The 23,387-nt window shown below is 67.0% G+C and carries 28 protein-coding genes; 7 read left to right on the forward strand and 21 right to left on the reverse strand.

The annotated features are described in order from the left end of the window. Positions 1-63 precede the first annotated feature (63 nt). The 7 genes from ccsB to JOD62_RS04145 all read right to left on the reverse strand — a co-directional run bounded on the left by ccsB (position 64) and on the right by JOD62_RS04145 (position 5,794). Entirely contained in the window at positions 64-1,050 is a 987-nt protein-coding gene (ccsB, locus tag JOD62_RS04115; protein ID WP_204938058.1) for a c-type cytochrome biogenesis protein CcsB, read from the reverse strand. 4 nt (positions 1,051-1,054) lie between these two features. Further along, entirely contained in the window at positions 1,055-2,842 is a 1,788-nt protein-coding gene (resB, locus tag JOD62_RS04120) for a cytochrome c biogenesis protein ResB (protein WP_271171441.1), read from the reverse strand. After that, positions 2,823-3,578, reverse strand: a complete 756-nt coding sequence (locus JOD62_RS04125) for a cytochrome c biogenesis CcdA family protein (RefSeq protein ID WP_204938059.1) — start codon at positions 3,576-3,578, stop codon at positions 2,823-2,825. The genes resB and JOD62_RS04125 overlap by 20 nt, the downstream gene beginning before the upstream one ends. Next, entirely contained in the window at positions 3,575-4,213 is a 639-nt protein-coding gene (locus tag JOD62_RS04130) for a TlpA family protein disulfide reductase (protein WP_271171442.1), read from the reverse strand. Before JOD62_RS04130 ends, JOD62_RS04125 begins: the two co-directional genes overlap by 4 nt. A gap of 64 nt (positions 4,214-4,277) precedes the next feature. Next, positions 4,278-4,907: a histidine phosphatase family protein gene (locus tag JOD62_RS04135; protein ID WP_204938062.1), complete on the reverse strand. Its 630-nt coding sequence runs from the start codon at positions 4,905-4,907 to the stop codon at positions 4,278-4,280. Positions 4,908-4,956: 49 nt separating this feature from the next. Continuing rightward, positions 4,957-5,322, reverse strand: coding sequence for a DUF5684 domain-containing protein (locus tag JOD62_RS04140; protein ID WP_204938063.1), 366 nt, complete (start codon positions 5,320-5,322; stop codon positions 4,957-4,959). Positions 5,323-5,374: 52 nt separating this feature from the next. Continuing rightward, a complete protein-coding gene (locus tag JOD62_RS04145) occupies positions 5,375-5,794 on the reverse strand; it encodes a MerR family transcriptional regulator (protein WP_204938064.1) in 420 nt (139 codons plus the stop codon). Between the two features lie 70 nt (positions 5,795-5,864). Here JOD62_RS04145 and JOD62_RS04150 point away from each other — a divergent pair, with 70 nt between their 5' ends. After that, on the forward strand, positions 5,865-6,773 hold the full coding sequence (locus JOD62_RS04150) for an NAD(P)/FAD-dependent oxidoreductase (RefSeq protein WP_204938065.1): 909 nt from the start codon (positions 5,865-5,867) through the stop codon (positions 6,771-6,773). A 42-nt stretch (positions 6,774-6,815) separates the two neighbouring features. Next, entirely contained in the window at positions 6,816-8,597 is a 1,782-nt protein-coding gene (gene aspS / locus JOD62_RS04155; RefSeq protein ID WP_204938066.1) for an aspartate--tRNA ligase, read from the forward strand. A 94-nt stretch (positions 8,598-8,691) separates the two neighbouring features. Here aspS and JOD62_RS04160 read toward each other — a convergent pair whose 3' ends face one another. Further along, positions 8,692-9,519 carry a sulfite exporter TauE/SafE family protein gene (locus tag JOD62_RS04160; RefSeq protein ID WP_204938067.1) on the reverse strand — a complete coding sequence of 276 codons (828 nt, stop codon included), beginning with the start codon at positions 9,517-9,519 and terminating at the stop codon, positions 8,692-8,694. 26 nt (positions 9,520-9,545) lie between these two features. On the opposite strand from JOD62_RS04160, the gene JOD62_RS04165 reads away from it, so the two are divergent. Beyond that, entirely contained in the window at positions 9,546-10,073 is a 528-nt protein-coding gene (locus JOD62_RS04165; protein WP_204938068.1) for a GNAT family N-acetyltransferase, read from the forward strand. A 36-nt stretch (positions 10,074-10,109) separates the two neighbouring features. Beyond that, the gene (locus JOD62_RS04170; protein ID WP_204938069.1) at positions 10,110-10,292 is read left to right on the forward strand and encodes a YegP family protein; all 183 of its coding nucleotides are present in this window, start codon (positions 10,110-10,112) and stop codon (positions 10,290-10,292) included. 55 nt (positions 10,293-10,347) lie between these two features. Here the strand turns inward: JOD62_RS04170 and JOD62_RS04175 are convergent, their stop codons facing one another. The 6 genes from JOD62_RS04175 to JOD62_RS04200 all read right to left on the reverse strand — a co-directional run bounded on the left by JOD62_RS04175 (position 10,348) and on the right by JOD62_RS04200 (position 18,055). Next, entirely contained in the window at positions 10,348-12,849 is a 2,502-nt protein-coding gene (locus JOD62_RS04175) for a DUF2156 domain-containing protein (protein ID WP_204938070.1), read from the reverse strand. 14 nt (positions 12,850-12,863) lie between these two features. Then, complete coding sequence (locus tag JOD62_RS04180; RefSeq protein ID WP_204938071.1) at positions 12,864-14,168, reverse strand: alpha/beta hydrolase; 1,305 nt, start codon at positions 14,166-14,168, stop codon at positions 12,864-12,866. Positions 14,169-14,255: 87 nt separating this feature from the next. After that, entirely contained in the window at positions 14,256-15,011 is a 756-nt protein-coding gene (locus JOD62_RS04185) for an amino acid ABC transporter ATP-binding protein (RefSeq protein WP_204938072.1), read from the reverse strand. Next, entirely contained in the window at positions 15,008-15,805 is a 798-nt protein-coding gene (locus tag JOD62_RS04190) for an amino acid ABC transporter permease (RefSeq protein WP_204938073.1), read from the reverse strand. The genes JOD62_RS04185 and JOD62_RS04190 overlap by 4 nt, the downstream gene beginning before the upstream one ends. A gap of 31 nt (positions 15,806-15,836) precedes the next feature. Then, entirely contained in the window at positions 15,837-16,655 is an 819-nt protein-coding gene (locus JOD62_RS04195) for a basic amino acid ABC transporter substrate-binding protein (RefSeq protein ID WP_204938074.1), read from the reverse strand. A gap of 131 nt (positions 16,656-16,786) precedes the next feature. After that, on the reverse strand, positions 16,787-18,055 hold the full coding sequence (locus JOD62_RS04200) for an MFS transporter (RefSeq protein WP_204938075.1): 1,269 nt from the start codon (positions 18,053-18,055) through the stop codon (positions 16,787-16,789). Positions 18,056-18,180: 125 nt separating this feature from the next. On the opposite strand from JOD62_RS04200, the gene JOD62_RS04205 reads away from it, so the two are divergent. Then, the gene (locus JOD62_RS04205; RefSeq protein ID WP_204938076.1) at positions 18,181-18,687 is read left to right on the forward strand and encodes a MarR family winged helix-turn-helix transcriptional regulator; all 507 of its coding nucleotides are present in this window, start codon (positions 18,181-18,183) and stop codon (positions 18,685-18,687) included. A gap of 12 nt (positions 18,688-18,699) precedes the next feature. Here JOD62_RS04205 and JOD62_RS04210 read toward each other — a convergent pair whose 3' ends face one another. The 6 genes from JOD62_RS04210 to JOD62_RS04235 all read right to left on the reverse strand — a co-directional run bounded on the left by JOD62_RS04210 (position 18,700) and on the right by JOD62_RS04235 (position 21,086). Continuing rightward, a complete protein-coding gene (locus JOD62_RS04210) occupies positions 18,700-19,002 on the reverse strand; it encodes a Dabb family protein (protein ID WP_204938077.1) in 303 nt (100 codons plus the stop codon). Continuing rightward, entirely contained in the window at positions 18,999-19,262 is a 264-nt protein-coding gene (locus JOD62_RS04215) for a glutaredoxin family protein (protein ID WP_204938078.1), read from the reverse strand. The genes JOD62_RS04210 and JOD62_RS04215 overlap by 4 nt, the downstream gene beginning before the upstream one ends. Then, a complete protein-coding gene (locus JOD62_RS04220) occupies positions 19,259-19,561 on the reverse strand; it encodes a rhodanese-like domain-containing protein (RefSeq protein ID WP_204938079.1) in 303 nt (100 codons plus the stop codon). The genes JOD62_RS04215 and JOD62_RS04220 overlap by 4 nt, the downstream gene beginning before the upstream one ends. Positions 19,562-19,647: 86 nt before the next feature. Then, entirely contained in the window at positions 19,648-19,746 is a 99-nt protein-coding gene (locus JOD62_RS04225; protein ID WP_003792170.1) for a 30S ribosomal protein bS22, read from the reverse strand. Between the two features lie 103 nt (positions 19,747-19,849). Beyond that, positions 19,850-20,041 carry a helix-turn-helix domain-containing protein gene (locus JOD62_RS04230; RefSeq protein ID WP_204938080.1) on the reverse strand — a complete coding sequence of 64 codons (192 nt, stop codon included), beginning with the start codon at positions 20,039-20,041 and terminating at the stop codon, positions 19,850-19,852. A 100-nt stretch (positions 20,042-20,141) separates the two neighbouring features. Continuing rightward, the gene (locus JOD62_RS04235) at positions 20,142-21,086 is read right to left on the reverse strand and encodes a TetR/AcrR family transcriptional regulator (RefSeq protein WP_204938081.1); all 945 of its coding nucleotides are present in this window, start codon (positions 21,084-21,086) and stop codon (positions 20,142-20,144) included. Between the two features lie 83 nt (positions 21,087-21,169). Here JOD62_RS04235 and JOD62_RS04240 point away from each other — a divergent pair, with 83 nt between their 5' ends. After that, positions 21,170-22,078 (forward strand): ATP-binding cassette domain-containing protein, encoded by a 909-nt coding sequence (locus JOD62_RS04240; RefSeq protein WP_204938082.1) that lies wholly within the window; start codon positions 21,170-21,172, stop codon positions 22,076-22,078. Further along, positions 22,075-22,893, forward strand: a complete 819-nt coding sequence (locus JOD62_RS04245; protein WP_204938083.1) for an ABC transporter permease — start codon at positions 22,075-22,077, stop codon at positions 22,891-22,893. The genes JOD62_RS04240 and JOD62_RS04245 overlap by 4 nt, the downstream gene beginning before the upstream one ends. 18 nt (positions 22,894-22,911) lie before the next feature. On the opposite strand, the gene JOD62_RS04250 is transcribed toward JOD62_RS04245, so the two are convergent. Next, the gene (locus JOD62_RS04250) at positions 22,912-23,328 is read right to left on the reverse strand and encodes an ArsR/SmtB family transcription factor (protein WP_204938084.1); all 417 of its coding nucleotides are present in this window, start codon (positions 23,326-23,328) and stop codon (positions 22,912-22,914) included. Positions 23,329-23,387 lie beyond the last annotated feature (59 nt).

Here is a 23,387-nt window from a genome sequence, read left to right on the forward strand (position 1 = left end):
ATCGGCGGTCACGGATCTCTCCGCGCACGCCGATCTGGCCGTTCTGACCAACAGCGCTCGGGCTTACAGTCCCGAGTAGGCGTGCAGACCCTTGAAGAACATGTTGACGATCGTGAAGTTGAAGATCACGGCGGCGAATCCGATGATCGACAGCCAGGCCGATCGTGCACCGCGCCAGCCGCGCGTCGCACGCGCGTGGATGTAGCCGGCGTAGACGACCCAGATGATGAACGTCCAGGTCTCCTTCACGTCGAAGCCCCAGTAGCGACCCCACGACTCCTGCGCCCAGATCGAGCCCGCGATGAGCGTGAAGGTCCACAGGATGAATCCGACCGTCACGAAGCGGTAGGCGAGGCTCTCGAGACGATCCGCAACCGGAAGCGTCGCAAGGAAGCCGGGGCCGATCTTCGCTTCGCCCGCGGCGAGACGGCGCTCACGGCGGCCCTGCATGAGCTGCAGCACGCTCAGCGCGAAGGCGAGCCCGAAGAAGGCGGTGCTGAGCGATGCCACGAAGACGTGGATGATGAGCCACACACTCTTCAGCGGGTCCATGAGCGGCACGATCTCGACGTAGAAGCTCGTCGCCGCGCCACCGAGCAGCACGACGATCAGGCCGAGGATGAACGTGCCCAGATAGCGCAGGTCCATCCAGATGTTCACGGCGATGAAGACGGCGATGATCAGCAGGGTGCCCATCATCGCGAACTCGTACATGTTCGCCCACGGAACGCGCTCGGCCGCGATGCCGCGCAGGACCGTGCCGGTGAGGTGGAACAGGAATCCGAGCACCGTGAGCGCCATGCCGATGCGTGCCATCACGTAACGGCGGCGTGGTGCGGCAGGCGCGGCGGTTGCCGGGACGGCAGGAGCGGATGCGGCGCCACCGCCGCCCACCGAGGCCCCGACGAGCGCGGGCTTCTGGGCCGCCGTCTGTGCGTCGCCCGCAGCCTGCGAGCGTGCGGCCAGATCGAAGGCGAAGGCCACGAAGGCGCCCGCGTAGATCGCGATGGCGGTCCAGATGAGCAGAATCGACAGCGAGTCGAGGTCCATTGCTTCAGTCTACTTTCGGGGTTGTCGCAGGTGTTTCGGTGTTTTCTGCGGCGTCGGGCTCGTCGTCCGGTGCCGGTGCATAGTGTCCGCTCTCGTCGAGCGCACGGCCGTGCTTCGCCGCGACGTCGTCGATGGCGATCGCGAGCGTGGGGTCCTCGCCACGCGCCAGAGCCGCGTACTCGAACGACACCGTGTCGTCCGCGACGGTCGCCTTGACCCAGACGCGGCGGCGCGGCACGAACATCGCGAGCAGGAGTCCGGCGACCGCGAGCACGGCGAAGCCGAGCACCCAGATGGCCGAGGCATCGTGATGGATCTGCAGCGATGCGAAGCGCTTGACGGACTGGCTGTAGTCAGCGGCGCCGGCCGGAGACTCGTTCTCGAAGGTGACCGAGCCGCGACCGCCCGGAAGCTCGGCGGTATCACCCGGTGCGAGCTCGATCGAGTCGACGCCCGTCTCGCCGCCGGTGAGCTGCTCCATGCCGCTGGGATCGAGCACGTACACCGAACGCGGGGTGCCGTCGTCGATGCCGAGGTCGCCCTCGTAGACGTTGAGGGTCAGCATCGGGTTGATCAGATCGCCGAACGCAGAGGTGAAGGCACCGGTGCTGAGCTCGACCTGCGTCGGGTAGAAGAACCCGACAAGACCGATCTGCTCAGGCAGGCCGTCGGGGATCTTCACGACGCCGAGCGAGGTCATCGCGGCGTCCTGCGGGAGGAACGGCACGGAGTCGCGGAAGATGACATCGCCGTCGGCGTTGCGCACCGTGATGGTCGGCGCGTAGCCGTTGCCGAGCAGGTAGATCTGATCGCCCTCGATCGTGATCGGCGAGTTGACGACGACCTTGTCGGTGCGCTGTTCCTGACCGGGAACGTCGATCGTGACGTGGGCGGCGAAGTTTCCGGCCTGTCCTGCGGCGGTCGTGCCGATCGGTTCGTAGGTGACGTCGAACTCGTCGAGGGTCATCCGGTACGGGGCCAGCGCCCCCTCGGCGACGAAGCGTCCGCGGTTCATCGACGAGTAGTCGAGCAGCGTGTTCACGAAACTCGTGCCCTCGACGACGACGCGCTGTCCCGTGTAGGCGAAGCTGCCTCCGACCGCGACGGTCACGAGGATTCCCACGAGCGCGAGGTGGAAGAGCAGGTTGCCCGTCTCGCGGGCGTAGCCACGCTCCGCGGAGACGGAGTAGCCCCGCTTGTCGTCGTAGCGGACGACGCGGTAGCCCGAGGAGCGCAACTGCGCCTCGGCACCGTCGATGGCGGCGGATGCTGCCGCCGAGGCATCCTGATCGGCGACGACCGTGCGCGACACAGCGCGGAAGTCGTCCAGGCGGCTCAGCCGCACCGGCGTGCGCGGCGGCTTCGTGCGCAGCGCCTTGAAGTGGTGCTTGATGCGAGGCAGCACGCACCCGATCAGCGAGAGGAACAGCAGCAGATAGATGGCCGAGAACCACGCCGACAGGTAGACGTCGAACATCTGCATGGCGTCGAGAATCGGGAACAGATCAGGGTTCTCGCTCTGCCACTGCGTGACGCCGTTCGGGTCGGCCATCCGCTGCGGGAAGATCGAGCCGGGAATCGCGGCGATCGCGAGCACGAGCAGCAGTACGAGCGCCGTGCGCATCGATGTCAGCTGCCGCCAGCCCCAGCGCATCCACCCGACGACGCCGAGCGCCGGAGACGTGATCGTGTCATTGTCACTGTCGATGTGGTCAGAGGGACGCAGCGGATCGGCAGCCGTGCCGGTCGCCGCGGCCTTCTTCGACGCCTTCTCAGAGGGGGAGGATGACACTGCTCATCACCGCCCCGAGTCGCGACATGATGTCGGTCCAGATTCCGCTGACCATGAGCACGCCGAGCAGCACCAGCAGCACACCTCCGATGATGTTGACCGTGCGCACGTGGCGGCGCAGGAAGCCGAGCGAACGGGTCGCCCAGCCGAAGCCCATCGCCACGAGCAGGAACGGGATGCCGAGTCCGAGCGAGTACGCGAGGCCCAGCAGGCCTGCACGCCACGGGTCGCCGACATTCCAGGCGACGGCGGTGATCGCCGTGAGCGTCGGCCCCATGCAGGGCGTCCAGCCGATGCCGAGCGCGAAGCCGAGAAGCGGGGCGCCGAGCAGGCCCGTGCGGCCGGAGATGTTCATGCGCATCGTGCGCTGGGCGAAGCCGAAGAGGCCAATGAACACGAGCCCCATGAGGATGATCACGACGCCGAGGATGCGGGTGATCAGATCGCCCCACTCGATGAAGAACATGCCGGCTGTGCCGCCGACGATGGTCAGCGCGATGAAGACGGTCGTAAAGCCGGCGATGAAGAGCAGCACCCCGCCGACGAGGCGTCCGCGCGAGGGCTTCGCCCCTGCCGATCCGGATGAGCCGCTGTCGACGCTGCCTCCGAGGAAGCCGAGATAGCCCGGGACGAGCGGGAGCACGCAGGGCGAGAGGAAGGAGATCAGCCCCGCGAGGATCGCGACCGGGACGGCGAGCCAGAGCGCGCCGAATCCGACGACGGCGTCAACGTTCACGCCTTCTCCGCGCGGATGTCTTTGACGAGCGTGCGCAGGATGGAGGCGTCTTCGAGCTGACCGATGATGCGCGCCGCGACGCGCCCCTGCTTGTCGAGGACGAGCGTCGTCGGAGTCGCCTGGATCGGGGTGACCTGCGCGAACGCCAGCTTGGCCTCGCCGGTGTTGACGTCGATGAGGCTCGGATAGGTGATGCCGTACTCTTCCGCGAACGAGAGTGCGGTGTCGGCCTGGTCGTACGTGTTCACCCCGATGAACGAGACGCCGTCATCTTTGAACTCCTGCCAGACGGCCTCCAGGTCGGGGGCCTCGACGCGGCACGGGCCGCAGGCGGCGTACCAGAAGTTCACGACGACCACATCTCCGGCGACCTCGTCGCTGGAGAACTTCTCGCCGTTCTCGAGGACTCCCCCGTAGACGACGGGCTCTCCGCGCTCGGCGATCTTCACCTCTTCGACGCGGAAGCCGTTCGCCGCGATGTAGCCCTTGTTCGACCCGTCGAGGTACTGCTGGGCGACGGGGTCAGGCGCGCACGCGGCGAGGCTGACGGCGAGAGCGGCGACGACCACCGAGGAACCGAGACGCACAGCTCGCGATCGTGCCGCGCTGCGATTCGGGCGCAGAGAGGTGAACACGGCCTTGATTGTACGGAGCATCCCTATGCGTCTCCGGGGAAGACTCATACCCGTGTGGGGTACCTCACACGGCCCCGACGTCGACGGCACCACCGGTCACCGCGGGGGCGGCGTAGGCGACCTCACGCCAGACGTCACCCACCCGCTCGAATGAGGTGACGCTGGAGAGGTCGCATCGGCGTGTGCGCGGGTCGTGCCGGAGCGGGAGACCCGCAACCCGCAGGTGCGTGATCCAGATGGGCGCCTGGTGCGAGACGAACACGACGTCACCGGACTCGGCACCGTGCCAGGCCTCATCCATCGCCTCCAGCATGCGCGCCGCGATCGACTCGTACGGCTCCCCCCAGCTCGGCAACGACGGCTGGCGCAGGTGCCACCAGTTGCGCGGGTCCATGAGGGCGCGCTTCATCTGCCGCCCCTCGAAGACGTTCGTCGGCTCGATGATGCGCTCATCCAGCACCGGTTCGAGGTCGAAGCGCTCGGCGAACGGTGCAGCCGATTCCTGGGTCCGCTCCAGCGGCGAGCAGCGCAACGCCGTGACCGGTCGTCCGAGCGTCGCAACGTACTCGGCGGCGGCACGGGCCATCTGACGCCCGGCATCGCTCAGCCGGTAGTTCGGAAGCCGCCCGTAGAGGACGCGGGTCGGGTTGTGGACCTCACCGTGGCGAACCAGGTGCAGACGTTCAGCGGGCATGGCCCCAGTCTAGGGAGAGCGGATGCCGCGGCATCCGCTCTCCTGAGGTTCAGACCTTGCGGTACTCGGCGCTGCCGAATCCGATGATCAGGTGACCGATGTACGGGAAGAGGAACAGCAGGAAGAACGAGAAGACGCCGCCCTTGCCGAAGTTTCGTCCTTCCTTGATCGCCACGACGATCGCGAAGATCACGTTGACGATGGGGATCAGGTAGAGCAGCGCCGCCCACCCGGTCATGCCGGCGATCTTCACGAGGAAGATCCAGTTGACGATCGGGATCAGCGCGAGGATGCCCGGGTAGCCCGCCTTCGAGAACACGCGCCACATGGTGACGGCGTAGACGATGTAGAAGATCACACCCCAGACGACGGAGGTGGTCGAGAGCAGCTGCTCGCTGATGAGATTCGAATCCATGGTGGCTCCTGAAGAGGTAGTGCGGAGGACGAACGGAAACTTCGGCCAGAGTCTAGCGATCCGCACCCCCGACGCGCGCGAGGACATCGGCGACACTCGCCTGGAACCGCGGGCAGGTGGCGATGTCGTGTGCACGGCAGCCCAGCGCGTGCTCCGTCATCTCGCGCGAGAGGCGGATCTCCTCCGCGCGACGGTCAAGTTCGTCCAGGTGCTGCTGCAGCACAGCGTGCCGTCCGGCGCTGCCGTCGTCCAGGAGCACCACGATCTGCTCGAGTGTCATTCCCGCCGCTTTGCTGCGCTGGATCACGGCGATGCGCACGACGTCGTTCTCGCCATAGCGACGGCGCCCGGCAGAGTCGCGCGCGGGCCGCAGCAGCCCGACGCTCTCCCAATGACGGAGCACGTTCGTCGGCAGCCCGAAGCGCCCCGCGACCTCGCCGACCGACCACAGGCCCTGCGCACTTGACTTCATGTTGACATGAAGTCACAGACTGACGGAAACCGCAAGAGGGCGCCTGGTGCGCAGACGAGAGGACGATGAGATGAACGACGTGATCGTGATCGGTGGCGGGCCCGCAGGACTGCAGGCTGCCTTGACTCTCGGCCGGATGCACCGCAGCGTCGTGCTGCTCGATTCCGGCGAGTACCGCAACGCCGGGGTGCGGCACATGCACAACATGATCGGCAATGACGGGCGCGACCCCGGAGACCTGCGCGCCGCGGCACGTCGCGAGCTCACTGCCTACCCGACCGTGTCGATCCGCGACATCGCCGCGAGCGAGGTGACGGGAAGCGCGGGCGAGTTCGCGGTGCGCCTCGCGGACGGCTCCGACATCCACGCACGGCATGTGCTGCTCGCAACGGGGATCGCGGATGATCTGCCCCCGGTGCCGGGTCTTGCCGAGGCGTGGACCGTCACAGCGTTCACCTGCCCGTTCTGCGACGGCCATGAGTTCGCAGGCCAGAACATCGCGATCCTCGGCGGCGGCCCGCGCGCTGCCCATCTCATCGGCCTGCTCGCACCGATCGTCGGAGGCATCACCGTGCTGCCCGTAGGCGCATCGCTGTCCGCTGACGACCATGCGGCCCTGGACGCGACGGGTGCGCACCTCTCCGAGCTGCCGGCGACCGCGATCGCGCACACGTCCGACGGTGTGCGGATCACCACCGAGAACGACGAATTCACCGTCGCGGGCATCTTCGTCGCGGCAGCCACGTCGCGGCAGCGCGCCCCCTTCGCGGAGGAGCTCGGCCTCACCATCCATGCCTCCGGCGCGATCTCGACGGACGACTTCGGCCGCACGTCCGCACCCGGCATCTGGGCGGCGGGCGACCTCGCGCATCGCGCGTCGCTGCCCGGGCCCATGGCATCCGTCCTCGCCGCGGCATCCGCGGGACAGACAGCGGCAGCCATGATCGTCGCCGAACTCGCCGCGCAGCGCCCCGCATAGAATGGCCAGGTTCCCTATTTCCCCGATCAGGAGGAATCTTCCGTGCTTCGCACTCACACGATCGGCTCTCTGCGAGCCGAGCACACCGGCCAGACCGTCACCCTCACGGGTTGGGTCGATCGCCGTCGCGATCACGGAGGAGTCGCTTTCATCGATCTTCGCGATGCATCGGGCATCGCGCAGATCGTCATCCGCGACGAGGAGATCGCGCACCCGCTGCGCAGCGAGTTCGTTCTGAAGGTCACGGGCGAGGTCTCCCGCCGCCCCGCAGGCAACGAGAACCCGAACCTGCCCACGGGTGAGATCGAGGTCATCGCGTCCGAGGTCGAGGTGCTCAACGAGTCCGCGCCGCTGCCGTTCCAGGTGTCGACCGCTCTCGCCGACAGCGAGACGGTGGGTGAAGAGGCGCGCCTCAAGCACCGCTACCTCGACCTGCGCCGCCCGACCACGGCGAACGCGATCCGCCTGCGCTCGCAGGTCTACAAGGCCATCCGCGACGTCCTGCACGACGAGGACTTCGTCGAGGTCGAGACCCCGACGCTGACGCGCTCGACGCCGGAGGGCGCGCGCGACTTCCTGGTGCCCGCACGTCTGCACCCGGGCAGCTGGTACGCACTGCCGCAGTCGCCGCAGCTGTTCAAGCAGCTGCTCATGGTGGGTGGCGTGGAGAAGTACTTCCAGATCGCACGCTGCTACCGCGATGAGGACTTCCGTGCCGATCGTCAGCCCGAGTTCACGCAGCTCGACATCGAGATGAGCTTCGTCGAGCAGGAAGACGTCATCACGCTGATGGAGTCGCTCATCCAGGCGATGTGGAAGACGATCGGCGTCGATGTGGCGCTGCCGCTGCCGCGCATGACCTACGCCGAGGCGATGGCGAAGTACGGCTCCGACAAGCCCGACCTGCGCTTCGGGCTTGAGCTCGTCGAGGCGACCGAGTACTTCTCCGAGACGACCTTCCGCGTCTTCCAGGCCGAGTACGTCGGCGCCGTGGTGATGCCCGGCGGCGCGAGCCAGCCGCGCAAGGCGCTTGACGCCTGGCAGGAGTGGGCCAAGCAGCGCGGAGCCCGTGGCCTTGCCTACGTGCTCTTCAACGAGGACGGCACTCTCGGCGGCCCTGTCGCCAAGAACCTGTCCGAGACCGAGCAGGCAGGTCTCGCCGAGCTCGTCGGCGCCTCTGTCGGCGACTGCGTCTTCTTCGCAGCCGGAGCGACCAAGCCCAGCCGCGCGTTGCTCGGTGCGGCGCGTGTCGAGATCGGCCGCCGCCTCGGCCTGCTCGACCCCGACACGTTCGCGTTCACCTGGGTCCTGGATGCCCCGATGTTCGAGCCCGCTTCCGAGGCTGTCGCCTCGGGCGATGTGGCCGTGGGTGCGGGTGCCTGGACGGCCGTCCACCACGCCTTCACGGGTCCGAAGCCCGAGTTCGCCGACACCTTCGACACCGACCCGGGCTCGGCTCTCGCCTACGCGTACGACATCGTGTGCAACGGCTCGGAGCTCGGTGGCGGCTCGATCCGCATCCACCGCGAGGACGTGCAGAAGCGCGTGTTCAACGTGATGGGCATCACCGACGAGCAGGCGGATGAGAAGTTTGGCTTCCTGCTCGAGGCGTTCAAGTTCGGCGCTCCCCCGCACGGTGGAATCGCGCTCGGCATGGACCGCGTCATGCAGCACCTCACGAAGACCGAGTCGATCCGCGACGTCATCGCGTTCCCGAAGTCGGGTGGCGGCTTCGACCCGCTCACCGAGGCTCCCGGCGTCATCTCGCCGGAGCAGCGCGCCGAGGCGGGCGTCGACTTCGTCCCGGAGGACGCCGACGCCTGAGCATCCGCTCTTCGAGACCCCGCTCTCTCGCCGAGACCCCGTGTCGCCTGCGCAGGCAACACGGGGTCTCGGCGTTGAAGCGGGGTCTCGGCGTTTAGAGGGCCCCCGCGAACAGCGGCGCGAGGTTCTCGTTCCACACGTCGAGACCGAGCTTGCCGATGAGCAGCACGACGACTGAGAGAAACACCCAGCGGATGAAGGTCGTGCCGCGCGAGATCGCCATGCGCGAGCCGAGATAGCTGCCGGCGATGTTTGCGACCGCGAGGATCCCGCCGAGGATCCAGAGCACGGCTCCGTGCGGGATGAACAGCAGCAGCGCCCCGGTGTTGGTGGCGAGGTTCACGATCTTCGCCTTCGCACTCGCCTGCAGGAAGTCGTAGCCGAGCAGGCCGACGAGGGCGATGATGAGGAAGGTGCCGGTGCCCGGGCCGATGAGGCCGTCGTAGAAGCCGATGACGAGTCCGGATGCGCCGGCCGCGATGTGGTGCTTGTGCCCGCGGAAGCGGAGCATCGTCGCCGCCCCCATCTGCGGCTTCAGCGCTGTGAACAGCGCGACGGCGAGGAGCGCCACGACGATGATGGGTTTGAATGCCGATGCGGGCAGTGCGGTGGCGAGACTCGCGCCGCCGAAGGATCCGGCGAGCGCGATGAGCGCCATCGGTATCGCCGTGCGGATGTCGGGTTTCGCGCGCCGGTAGTAGGTCGCGCTGCTCGTCGCGGTGCCGAAGACGGAGGCCAGCTTGTTCGTCGCGAGGGCCTGCACGGGTGTGATCCCGGGGATCAGCAGCAGCGCGGGCAGTTGCAGCAGGCCGCCGCCGCCCACGACGGCGTCGATCCATCCGGCGCCGAATGCGGCCACGACGATCAGCAGGAGCATGCCCCAGGTGAGCTGCTCGAGGCCGAGGAACGCGCCGATCTCCATTGCTCTCAGGATGCCAGACTGAGGGCATGCTCGATGCCCTGCCTCTTCCGTTTCCGTTCGAATCCCGCGCGGGTGCCGCTACGCTGCGCCGCGCTGAGCGCGACGACGCCGATGCCGTGATCGCGCTCCTCGCGGACGACCCGATCAGCGCCGCACGCGGTGATGTGGCATCCGATGCCGATCGCCCTCTCTACCTCGCCGCCTTCCGCGATGTGCTCGCGAGCCCGGGCAACGATCTGCTCGTGATCGAACTCGACGGCGCCATCGTCGGCACGCTGCAGCTCACGCTGATTCCCGGGATGGCTCGCCGCGGCGCCCTGCGTCTGCTCGTCGAAGCCGTGCGGGTGAGCAGTGCCCTGCGCTCGTCCGGAATCGGCTCCGCGGCGATGCGCTGGGTGACCGACGACGCGGCGCCTGCGCTCGATGCAGCGATGGTGCAGCTGACATCGGATGCTGCGCGCACCGACGCGCACCGGTTCTACGAGAACCTCGGGTTCACCGGCTCGCACCTCGGATTCAAGTACGTCATTCCCTCGGAGAGCACGGCACGATAGCGTCTGAGCAATACCCCACCCCGAGGGAGGAACCCCATGGCAGGAAAGTTCGAACTCTACGAAGACAAGGCGGGCGACTACCGCTTTCGCCTGAAGGCGGGCAACGGCGAAGTCATCGCGACAGGCCAGGGCTACGCCTCGAAGGCCGGTGCCCTCAACGGCATCGATTCTGTGCGCCGCAATGCCGCGGACGCGGAGGTCATCGAGGTCGAGAGCTGACAGCGAGAGAAGGCGTCCCTCCGCACTCGCGGGAGGACGCCTTCTGCGTCGGATGCTAGGGCGTGAGCGTCTTCGCCAGCGCCACGTACTCCTGCGGTGAGACCTCCGGCAGGTAGGCCTTTCCGATGGCGAGACCGATCGTCGGCAGCTGCGCGGGGTCTGCATAGGCCATGTAGATCGTGTGATACTCCGGGTTGAACTTGGCTTTGAACCGGAACAGCGACGTGAAGCCGTACGCGGGCTCCAGCACCTTCCCGAGCCAGCCGAGCAGACGAGTCATGACGGTCGCCTCCGGTGCCTCTTCGCCTGGCGCCAGAGGCTTCTCTGCGAGCGGTGCACCGGACAGGCTGATGACCTCGACGCCCTCCTCCTTCATGCGGAATGCCGCCGAGGCGATGATGAACTCCATGATGCCGGGCATGGAACCGTCTCCGCGGCGCATGAAATCGATCGTCCAGCCGACGACACGTCCGTCCCGCCAGCTCGGCAGCCAGCTCGTGATCGCTTCAAGCCCGCCATTCTTGTTGAAGGCGAGATAGAGCGCGACGTCCGGATCCTTGAGCTCTGCCATCCCGCCGAGCGTGAAGCCCATCTCGGGCAGCTCCTTCTCAGAGACCCACTGCTCGCTGAGCGCCGTGATCTCCGCGGCGATCGTGGCAGGCAGGTCATCCCACGTCGACCAGAGGGTCGTGATGCCCTCACGTTCGCCCTTGTTGTACGCCTGCCGCACCTTCGCCCACGGCTTGCCGGTGAGTTCGAAAGTCCCGAGCGGGATCACGGTCTCCTCTCCCACGGACAGGTACTGCCACCCGAAGTCCTGGAACGTCGCGAGGTGCTTCTCATGGAAGCTGTAGAAGACCGGGCTCCATCCCTGCGCGTCGCAGAAGTCGACGAAACCGCGGATGGTCGCAGCGGATCGCGTCTCGTCGCCCACAGGGTCGGACATCGTGAGGGCGATGCCGTTGATCACCCGGTAGGCGACAGCACCGGAGCCGTCGTCGGCGAACCAGTATTCGTTGCCGGGCCAGGTGCCCATGAAGCCGAGGGTTCCTCCGCCGCCGGTGCGCAGCAGCTCTCGGAAGCGCTTCTCCCCCGCCGCATCCCGGTCGCTGGAGGTCGCCCGGTAGAGCACGAGCATGCCGATGATGACGATCACCCAGAACACCACACCGACCCACTGGTGCGCGAACAGCGCGAGTCCCTCGGTCGGCGCGACAGCCGCGGGCACCCCCTGCAGGAAGCCGGCGGGCAGGAACCGGCGCAGCGCATCGACGAGCACATCGCCGACACCGACCGGCACCGCGAACGACGACATCGCGGTGAGCGCGATCACCACGTATGCCGTCGCCAGGAGGACGAAGGCCCCCAGCACGGTGAGCGCGAAGCGCGCGGATGCCTCCTTCGGCGCCCGCACGGCGAACCGACGGCGGGTGATCAGGAGCATCACCACGACCGCGATGGGGACGAGCACCGCGGCGACCGCCCAGAGAGCGAACTCCTCGCCGACGATGTCGACGGTGGCGGTGTCGAGCAGCGCCAGCGTTCCGAGGCTCACCGCGGTCAGCACGGCGATCGCGATGTTCACGATCACGGCGAGAATCCACGCGGCACGGCGTCCGACCCGCAGCCCCCATGCGGCGAGAAGGCTGAGGGCGAGCGGCAGCAGGCTGAGCAGGAAGGGCCCGGCGCCCGCGCTGAGCGCCAGCGAGACATCCGCCACGCAGCGCTCGGAGAAATCATCGGCGCAGCGCTCAAGCACCTCACGTGCGTCCACTCCACGGAAACCTGCCACGGCGAGCGCGAGCGGACCGTTGCCGATCCCCGAGATGAGCACGATCAGCGGTCCGAGGCCGGTGACGGCGACCATCGCGGCGACGAGCGTGCGCGTCTCCCCGTAGGAGCTGCGATACAAGGCAGAGCCGGACGTACCTCGGGCGAGCAGCATCCCGACGAAGAGACCGATCACGGCGGCCAGCAGCCGGTAGATGCTGTCGGCGTCGCCCGCGTACAGGGCGAACATGAGAACCCCGGCGAGGCCGATGAGACGGATGCGCCGCCGGAACAGCGCGGGTGCGAGGGCGCTTCCCGCCATCACCACACCGAAGACACCCACCGCCGGATCCAGAACCGTCTCCGCTTCAGCGGCGAGCGCCCACATCGCGCCGCCCTGCGCGGCCAGTGCCTCGATGCCGATTCCCGCGAGCATCGCCGCCACGCCGACCCCGAAGAAGAGCATCAGGGCGCGCAGCGACCCGAGCAGTCGCTCGGCGTAAGCCATAACGGTCAGCACGATCGCGAGGGTGAGTACGAGATCGATCGCCGAGTCAACCAGAAGCAGGGCGGTGATGGGCGTCCACCAGGCCCCGGCGGCGAACGTCGTCAGCGGACTCGCGGCGAGTTCGAGCGGATGGTTGCCCCACAGCGTGCCCCAGGCGAGCGCGGTCGTGACGAGGACGATGCTGAGCGCCACCGAGAAGGGATGCTGCCGCACATAACGACCGATGTGCCGCGCCACCCGCGTCACGGCCGGTTCGGGGCTATGCGTCTGCGTGGTCATGTTCGCCTTTCGGTTCAGTTCTCGGACAGGCCGATACGCGGGTAGAGGGCTTCAAACGCGCGCTGCAGCCCGCCGCGGACCGCCGACACCGTGTGATCGGCACCCGGCAGGATGAACAGCTCCGTGTCGAAGCCGGCCGCCTCCGCCAGTACCGCGTTCGTCTCCGCGGCGGTCACGAAGTCAGGGTCGTTCTCGCCCGCCGTGAACACGGCGAAATGCCCGTCGAATGCGCCCTTGTTCTTGCCGAGAATCGCGGCCGGCTTCGCGGCGTCGTAGGCCTTCGCGCTGCCGTCGAAGACCTCATCGCGCACGGTGTCGGGTTCTTCGCTTCCGGGGAAGGCCTCGCCCGAGATGCTGAGGACGTTGCCCCAGGTGCCGGGGTGCTGCGCCGCCCAGGTGATGGCGCACGCGCCGCCGTTCGAATAGCCGCCGATCGTCCAGTACCGCGGGTCCGCGGGCACATCGAGGTGCTCGCGAATGAACGTCGGAATGTCGCGGTTGAAGTACGAGGCCACGCCCCCGAAGGCGACGGAGTCCGCGCATGCCGGATTGACGTTCGGGTCCCCCAGCTGGTCGGCGACGATCGCGATCGGCGCGAGCCCCCGATGCTGCGCGGCAAGGGCGTCCAGTGCCTCCTGCACGAACTGCGGGTTCGGGTCGCCCGGCTTACCCATCATGAACACGACGATCGGCAGCTCCGGCGGATCCTCGACGAGCGCTGCCGGGGGCAGATAGATGGCCGCGTCCCGCGGAACGAATCGATCCGTCGAGGGGATGGAGAAGGCACCGCTGAGCTGGAACACCTCGCCCTTCGCCGGCATGACGGCCGGGGGCGTCCACGTGCGGTAGAGAGGTTCGTCGGAGGTGGGATCCGGTGTCGGCTCGGGCAGCTCTGTCGCCGGAGGGAGCGTGGAGATCCCGAGCACGTCTCCGACTGTGCGGTTGATGCCGAATGTGGCGTTCACGCCGACCGCAAGCGAGATCAGGACGGAGAAGATCGCGAAAATCGCCACGATCTTGCGCCAGAGCGTACGGTTCCAGAGACTCACCACGGCGAGACCGAGTCCTGCGAAGCATCCGATGGTCCACCACATCACACCGACCGGCATCGTCGCGCCGAACGCCTCGGAGAACTCGATCACCGCAAGGGTCGCGACGCCGACCATGGCGCCGAGCAGCACGGCGACCACCGCGAGCAGCAGCCGCAGTGCCGTCCACCGACGACACACCAGCACGATGAGCATGGCCGCGGTCGCTCCCCAGACGACGAACGGCACCGGCCCATCGACGATGTCGACGTTCAACAACGACTCAACCACGCACGACTCCCCTGAGCATTTCCCCACTCTCGCGCTCATGATAGCGAGCGCGAGGAATGCGGATGCACGACGCCTACGGCGTGGGCCTCACAGCACGCGGGAGAGGAAGTCCTTCGTCCGCGGATGCTGCGGGTTGGCCAGCACCTCGCGCGGGTCGCCCTCCTCCACGATGTGGCCGCCATCCATGAAGATCAGGCGCGAGCCGACCTCGCGGGCGAAGCCCATCTCGTGCGTCACCACGAGCATCGTCATGCCCTCATCGGCCAGCGTGCGCATGACCTGCAGCACTTCGCCGACCAGCTCGGGATCGAGAGCGGACGTCGGCTCGTCGAAGAGCATCATGTCGGGGTTCATGCACAGTGCGCGCGCGATCGCCACGCGCTGCTGCTGACCGCCGGAGAGGTGACCCGGGTAAGCATCCGCCTTCTCCGCGAGACCGACACGATCGAGCATCTCGCGCGCGATCTTCTCCGCCTCTGCCTTCGAGCGCTTCTTCACCCGCTGCTGCGCGATCGTGAGGTTTCCCATCACGCTCAGATGCGGGAACAGGTTGAAGCTCTGAAACACCATGCCGATGCGCGTGCGCACGCGGTCGATGTCGACATCCGGATCCGTGATGTCGATGCCCTCGATGAGGATCTTGCCGCCGGTGGGCTCCTCAAGCAGGTTCACCGAGCGCAGAAGCGTCGACTTCCCGGAACCGGAAGGCCCGATCACGCAGACGACCTCACCCGGACGCACGGTGAGATCAATGCCCTTGAGCACCTCATTGTCGCCGTAGCTCTTCACGAGCCCCTGCACATCGATCGCGGGGGCGTGGACGTTGATCAGATCGGTGCTCATCGCTCTCTCGCCATTCGTCGCTCCAGCCACGCGCTGAAGCGCGTGAGAGGAATCGTCACGATCAGGTACAGGATCGCCGCCATGATCAGCGGCGTGCCGTTCGCGTTCTGCGTGGCCGCGTCACGGGCAAACGTGGTGAGCTCCTTCGACCAGATGAAGGATCCTGCGATGAAGAGCAGCGAGGTGTCCTTCAGCAGCAGCACGAACTCGTTCGTGAGCGGCGGGATGATGATGCGGAAGCCCTGCGGGACGACGATCCAGAACGTGGTCTTCATCGGAGACATGCCCAGCGACCGCGCCGCCTCCGTCTGCCCCTTCGGCACCGCCTGGATGCCGGCGCGGATCGTCTCTGCCATGTAGGCCGACGCGACAAGAATCAGACCGACGAGCCCGAGTACGACCGGGCCACCGAGCTTGGTGCCGGGCACCCCTAGGCCGATGGGCAGGATGAACGCGATCGCGAAGATCGTGAGGATCGCGGGCAGACCTCGGAAGAGCTCGATCCAGGCCGTCGCGATCCACCGGAACGGCCCGATCTCCGACAGCTTCATCAGCGCGAGCACGATGCCGAGCAGCAGTCCGCCGATGAACGCCACCGCCGTGAACCACAGCGTGTTCACGAGGCCAGTCGTGATGATGCCCGGAAGCATCTTCAGCGCGACCTCGGGATTGAAGTACAGCTTTCCGATCCGCGCCCAGTCGGTGCTGACCGCCGCCCATACCGCGAGGGCGATCAGCACCGCATACACGGAGTACCGGTAGAGCTTCTGTTTCTGAGTGCGCCTCAACGCCATCGTCAAGGTCCCTCCGACCTGGGGTGAGTGATCAGTTCGCCGTGAAGTACTTGTCGTAGATCTTCTGGTACTCGCCGCTGTCGCGAAGGTCCTTCAGGGCTGCGTTGACCGCCTCGAGCAGTTCTGTGCGCTCGCCCTTCGCAAAGGCGAAGCCGTACGACTCGTCGGTGTTGTAGGTCTCGACGATCTTGTAGGCACTGTCGGCCTTCTCGTGCTCGAGGTTCACGGGCTGGTCCTGCAGGATCGCGTCGATCTGCCCTGCCTGCATGGCCGGCCACAGTTCACCGTCCGAGGGGTAGGAGACCAGCTCTGCACCCGTGGCGTTCTCGCCGGCATACGCCTCGCCGGTGGTGCCCTGCTGGACGCCCACGTTCTTTCCTGCCAGGTCGTCGATGCTCTTGATGCCCGAGTCCGCACGCACCAGCAGCGACTGCAGCGAGTCGTAGTACGGGTCTGCGAAGTCGATGTTCGCCTTGCGCTCATCGGTGATCGTCATCGCCGAGGCACCCACGTCGCAGGTGCCTGCGGCCAGGGTCGTCCCGGACTGCAGCGCGTCGAAGCCCACGTCCTGCACCGAGATCTTGAGGTCGAGCTCCTTGGCGATCGCGGTGAGCAGGTCGATGTCGAAGCCGGAGTATCCCGACTCGGACGAGGTGTCTTCGAACTCGAACGGCGGGTACGGCACGTCGGAGCAGACCGTCAGGGTTCCGGCCTCGACGAGACCGAACTTGTTGTCTGCCGCCGCGTCACCGTCGCCGGTGGAGCCTGCGCCACTGGCGCAGCCGACGAGAGCGAGGGAGGCGACCGCCGTGAGAGCGATGCCGAGGGCGAGGGGGGTGCGTCGAGTCATATCAGGCTCCTGTGCCGGGTGACGGATGCTATCGCGAAAGATAGGCCTTCATCTTGGCACGCGATTCCACCTTCGCCTATTCGCAGTCCCACCCCGGCGATCACGATTTCGTTGCGGTGGACGCAACTCCGTTAGGCGATCGTGAGCGGCGCGGTCGGCGGATTCGCACGCTCGTAGCGCTCCTCGAGCGGAGGCACCGGGGGTCGGACCGCGAGCGCCTTCTTGATGCGCCAGGCGGCGAACACCGCGATCATGCTGATCACCAGGTGCATGCCGAGGAAGACATCAGCGAGCCCCGCACCGAGCAGCAGGCCTGCGACCAGCGGGCCGGCGGCGGAGAAGGCCGTCTGCAGCGCGCTGATCGTACCGAGTGTCTGTCCGACCATGCCCCGGGGTGCGAGCTGGGCCGTGAGCGGATTGAGAACCGGGCTGTAGATCGTCTCGCCGACGGCGAAGATACCGTAGGTCATCACGAAGAGCGCCGAGGCGATGCCCGGGGCGAACTGCGCGAACGACAGCACCGTCCACGACACCACCCAGATCATGCCGACGGCCATGAGCAGCGTTGCGGCGTCGCGCTTCGCAGTGAGGCGCACCATCACGACCTGCAGAGCGACGATCACGATGCAGTTGACGGCCGCGGCGATGCCGATCGCCGAGGCGTCGATGTCGAGGACGGTCAGGCCGTAGGCCGGAAGACCGGCCTCGAACTGGGCGTAGAAGCCGAGCGCGAGAGTGATCGTCACGACGACGGTCCAGCGCAGCGCCGGCGTGGAGAGAATCGCGCGCACCACGCCCGTTCCCTCGGCGCGCGGAGCATTGGCGTCGAAGGCGATCTCTTCGTGCGCGGATGCGCCGCGTCCGGCGATCGCGATCAGCAGCGACGACACGACGAAGCCCGCGGCGGCGATCGCGAAGCCGATGTCGAGTCCGTTCGGGGTGGACAGGTCGACGATCTGCCCGGCGAAGAAGGCTCCGGCTGCCATGCCGAGCGACTCGCCGGTGAACTTGTAGGCGAAGACCTTGCGGCGGTCATCCCCCGATGACCATCGCAGGACGAGGACCTGCTTCGCGGGCACGGCCGCTGCGAGTCCGAGTCCGAAGACGAACATGCCCGCAAGGAACGCGAACGGCTCATCGATCACGATGAGGGACGCGACGCCGGCGGCCCCGAGCAGCTGCGCGACGACGGCGACCGTGACGGGGTTGACGCGGTCGGCCAGACGCCCCGCGATCGGCGCGGCGACGAGAGCGCCGATGGAGAAGAGGGAGGAGGCCGCCGCGGCGAGCAGCGTGCCCCAGCCGCGGGTCTCGGCCGCGTACGCGTACTGATACGGAAGCACGGCTCCCCAGCCGAGCATGCCGATGGCGGAGGCGATGATGAGCAGGCGTGCGCGCACCCGTGTGGTCCCTTCTGCGCTGGCGACGACCCCTCCGAGGTGCGTGAGCGATCCCAAGTCATTCGAACTCGAATTATTCGATTTCGAAATATTAGCAACCGAAAGACGCGTGCGAGAATTCCGACATGTCGAAACCTCGAGCAAGCACACCTGAGCTGTATAGGCGGGCGGTTGCGACGTACGTCCGCGCCGGCGGCGAGGAGTCCGTGCAGCGCGTGATCACCGCCGTGCAGAGCCTCACGAAGAAGCTCGACCAGTGGTACGCGCGTCAGCTCGCCGACCTCGACGTCACCTCCGGCGACTGGGCAGTCGTGACCTCGCTCGCGAAGGCCGGAGAGCCGCTCACCCCCAGCCAGCTGGCCGACCTGACGATGGTCGCGCCGTCATCGATGACGCACCGACTCGACAAGCTCGCCGGCCGCGGACTCATCGAACGCACGCCGGACTCGGAGAATCGCACCCGCACCTACGTCAGCCTCACAGCCGACGGCTGGGAGCTCTTCTCCCTTGCGATCCGCGGCTCATCCGTCGTCGAGACGGATGTTCTGCAGGACCTCAGCGACACCGAACGTGGCGAGCTCGCGCGGATGCTGGAGGTCGTCATCGCCCGCCTCGATGACGTCGAGGCGTAGCGAACGCGCGGGTCAGAGCGTGTAGTCGACTGCCGCGCGGGCACCCACGACCGAGCGAATGTAGGACGCGGCCTCTTCGTGGGCCGGGTGGACCTGGTAGGCCTCGAGGGCGGCGACGTCGGCGAAGTCGGCGACGAGCGTGACGTCCCAGTTCACATCCGCATACTCGGAGTTCGCGCCGACGGCAATCGACTGGATCTGCGGGACGACGCCCTCCAGGGCACGCAGCCGCCGCGTGACTTCGGCGGCGTGAGCGGCCCGCTCCGACGCATCCGCCGCGGCCATCTTCCACAGAACCACGTGACGAAGGGTCATCGGGCAGCCTCTTCCAGTGCAGTGCGAAGGCGGTCGGGGGTGACGCGCCAGTGTCCGTGCAGGTCGCCGTTGATCAGAACGACCGGGATCTTCTCCCACCACTGCCCATAGAGCGCGGTGTCATCGAGGATGGACTGCTCCACGATCTCGATGTCTTCGGCCAGCGCGTCAGGCAGCTCGGCGACGACCGCATCGATCACATCGGAGGCGACCTCGCACAGATGGCAGTCCGGCTTTCCGATGACGGTCACCGTGATCATGCCTGCGGCACCTCGACAGCGAACCCCTCGGCGATCCATGCGTCCGTGCCGCCATCGACGTTCGTCACGTCGTAGCCGCGGGCCTCCAGCGCCTGCCCGACGCGCGCCGAGCGTCCACCCGCAAGGCAGATCAGGTCGAACGCCTCCGTCGGAAGCTCTGCCATACGGTCGCCGATCTCCGACATCGGGATGTTCACGGCACCGGGCACGTGGCCTGTGGCGAACTCATGGCGCTCGCGCACATCGATGAGCGGAACGTCGGTGCGCGCAGCCAGTTCGGTGACGGTGATCGAATTCATGCACGCCTCCCGGGCGTCAAAAGGGAATACACGGGGCTGAGACACGAAGCGCCCGTCCGAGGACAGGCGCTTGGTGTATCGGCCGCTTACTTCTTGTTGCGGCGCTGGTGGCGAGTCTTACGAAGCAGCTTGCGGTGCTTCTTCTTCGCCATGCGCTTGCGGCGCTTCTTGATGACAGAACCCACGGAAACCTCACTAAGTCAGGGGGCTGGGCGCCGACCGAAACGACACCCGGGATCGGGCATGGAAAAATGCCTCGGGACAGTCTAGCGCACGGGCAGGAGTGTCCTAGCCGATGTCAGCCACGGGTCGGTGCAGTGCGGCCGTGACCGCCGACTCCGGGACCCGATAGCTGCGCCCGAAGCGCACCGCCGGAAGCTCACCGGCGTGCACGAGGCGGTACACCGTCATCTTCGACACCCGCATGATCTCGGCGACCTCGGCGACAGTGAGAAAGCGCACATCTCCCAGCTCAGGCATCCCCATGCCCCTTTCGTCTCTGACGACACACTCTACGGTCGCTGCGGGACTGATGTAAATCCCTGTGACGGGTGTGACTCGACCACACACCCCCGCGTTCTCAGCCCTTCGCTCGCGCCTTCGCGATCCGCTCGTTCGCTTCACGCAGAGTCTGGCGTTCGACCTTTCGCGCAGCCCGCAGTGCCTTCTCCGCAGCGCGCACCGCCTTCAGCGCGTCGAGGTAGCGCTTGTCTCCTGCGAGCTCAGCCTCTTCGAGTGCGATCCACTCGTGACCGGACACCTCTGGTGCCATATCCGAACCCCGCGTGGCCATGTAGGCGTCGACGCCGTCGAGAACGCGCTCAAGCCCGAATCGGAACGGATCGAATGTGGAGGTGAAGACGCCCGCATCGATCGCGCGACGCAGCTCCGGGAACTCGTCCGCGCCGATCACCGCGTCGAACAGAGCGCTCTCCTGCGCGGCCATCTGCGCGTCGTCGAGCCCGGACGTGCGCGCGCGCTCTCCGTATCCCGCCTGCACGGTGCCACACCAGCGTGCCTGCCCCATGACGGTCAGCGACGCGGCGATGCGCTCGTCGTAGGTGAGACCGGTCTCGGCGAGCGCCTGGAGTGTCGCATCGATCCACGCCGAGCTGTTGGGCGTGATCGGCGAGCCCGAGATCGGCAACGCGAGCAGCCATGGGTGCCGCTGGTAGACCTCGACTGCACCGCGATAGATCTCTGCGAGCCGCGCCCGCCACCCGTTCGCCTCGTCCAGGCTCTCGGGGGGAAGCCCCAGCGCCTCCTCCTGCATGAGCAACAGCAGGTCGTCCTTGGCGCTGACGTAGCGATACAGCGACATCGGCGTGAAGCCGAGCTTCGACGCGACCGCCGCCATGGAGACGGCTGCGAGACCGTCGGCATCCGCGAGCTCCACCGCTGCGTCGACGATGCGCTCCACGCTCATCTCGCGCTTCGGTCCGCGCTGTGGCGCTGCGGCGATGCCCCAGGCGAGCGCGATTCCGCGAGGGAGCTCCAGCGGCTCTGCGATCTCCGATTCGGTCATAGCTTCATCGTACCGTTGTATATGACATAAACAGCGTGTTACTGTCATACACAGTTTCTGGCATACACAGAAAGAGTGACCTCATGAAACCCACCATCGATGTGCGCGGATTGCGGAAGCAGTTCGGCACCAACGTGGTCCTCGACGGACTCGACCTTCAGGTCTTCGCGGGCGAGATCTTCGCTCTCCTCGGCACGAACGGCGCCGGCAAGACGACCACGATCAACATCCTCACGACGCTGGTCTGCCCGGATGGCGGCAGCGCGCACGTCCTCGGACACGACGTGGTGAGATCGCCCCTTGAGGTGAAACGTCGCATCAGCCTCACCGGCCAGTCGGCGGCGGTCGACAACGGACTCAGTGGCCTGGAGAACCTCACGATGTTCGCCCGGCTTGCAGGCCTCGGCTCGCGCGAATCACGGGAACGCGCAGACGAGCTCCTCGCAGAGTTCGGGCTCAGTGACGCGGGCCGCCGACGCGTCGGCACCTATTCGGGCGGCATGCGCCGGCGACTCGATCTCGCCCTGAGCTTCGTGGTTCAGCCCGAGGTGCTGTTCCTCGATGAGCCCACGACCGGGCTCGACACCCGCAGCCGACGAGATCTCTGGGAAGTCATCCGCTCTCTCGCCGCCGGCGGCACAACCGTCTTCCTCACGACGCAGTACCTCGAAGAAGCCGACCATCTCGCCGACCGCATCGCCGTGCTCGCGAACGGGCGGATCGCAGCGCTCGGCACTCCCTCGGAGCTCAAAGCCCTTGTCGGCACCGACAGCCTGGAGGTGCACGACGCCGCAGGCACCGTCGCACAGTCCATCCCCGTCGACGGATCTCTCGCGAGCCTGCGCGACGCCCTCCGCTTCGTGGACGCTGACGAGACCGCTGCGGTCTCGCTGCGTCACACCACCCTCGATGACGTCTTCCTCGCCCTGACCGCTGATACCGGCAACTCGTCGCATGGCGCACTCGATCACTCACTCAAGGAGTCCGCATGAGCACCGCGTCCATCCTCCACGGCCGTGGCGACATCACTCCTCCGCTGCGCCCGCTGCTGCGAGGCATCCGCGCAGAGAGCATCTTCCTGAAGCGCAGCCTCCTGCTCTCGATGCGTGACGGCGAATCGCTTCTGATGGCGATCATGCTGCCCGTCCTTCTCATGCTGCTGTTCACGTTCGTCTTCGGCGGCGCGATCGATCCGTCCGGCGGCTACGTCGACTACGTGGTTCCCGGAATCATCCTGCTGTGCGCCGGATTCGGAGCCTCATCCACGGCCGTCAACGTCGCGAACGACATGCGCAACGGCATCATCGACCGCTTCCGCACCATGCCGCTGCGGGCCGGAGCTGTGCTCACCGGTCACGTGATCGCGAGTCTCGCGCGCAATCTCGTCGCGACCGCGATCGTGATCGCCGGCGCCTTGCTCGTCGGATTCCGCCCCCAGGCGGAGCTGTGGGGATGGATCGGGGCCACGCTCATGATCGCGCTGTACATCCTCACGATCACGTACCTGTTCGCCGCGATCGGGCTCGCCGCGTCCAGCGCAGAGGCGGCGAACGGATTCGGATTCATCATCCTGTTCGTGCCGTACCTGTCCAGCGCGTTCGTCCCGGTCGACACGATGCCCGAGTGGCTGCGCTGGATCGCCGAGAACCAGCCCGTCACGCCGATCATCGAGACCGTGCGCGCCCTCCTGTTCGGGACTCCCCTGGGCGACAGCGCGCTCTGGGCGGTCGGGTGGTGCCTCGCCATCCTTGCGTTCTCGATCGCGTGGGGAGCACGGCTGTTCCGACGCAAGGCGGGGCGGCGCTGAACACGCCCCGCTCCAGGCTCAGGCGCCGAGGCGCTTGAGCGCAGTCTGCACGACGTGCTTCGCGGATGCCGCTGCGCGGCCGACCACCTCGGCCGCGTGCGCGGCGCTGTCGGGCAGTGGCGGCACGCTGAAATCGATGTCGGGCGCCGAATCGCCGTAGGCGTCGACGAGGAACGGCACGAGCCAGTCGTCGACGGCCTCGAGCGGCTCGACCGCGAGGCTGTAGAACCGGCGTTGTCCGTCTTCGCGGACGGTCACGAGCTCGCTGTCGCGCAGCACCTTGAGATGCTTGGACACCGTGGGCTGGCTGATGCCCAGTTCGCTCACGATCTGCGTCACGCTCGTGCCGCCATCGCCATCCGCCGCACGCCGGAGCAGGAGCTGAAGGATGTCTCGCCTGGTACCGTCGGCGATCACATCGAAGATGTCGGTCATGACATCAGGTTAGTCGGGCTGCCGCCGGAGTACCATGACGGAGGCCAGCGCACGAAAGC

The organism is Microbacterium keratanolyticum (assembly GCF_016907255.1).
GTDB lineage: Bacteria > Actinomycetota > Actinomycetes > Actinomycetales > Microbacteriaceae > Microbacterium > Microbacterium keratanolyticum.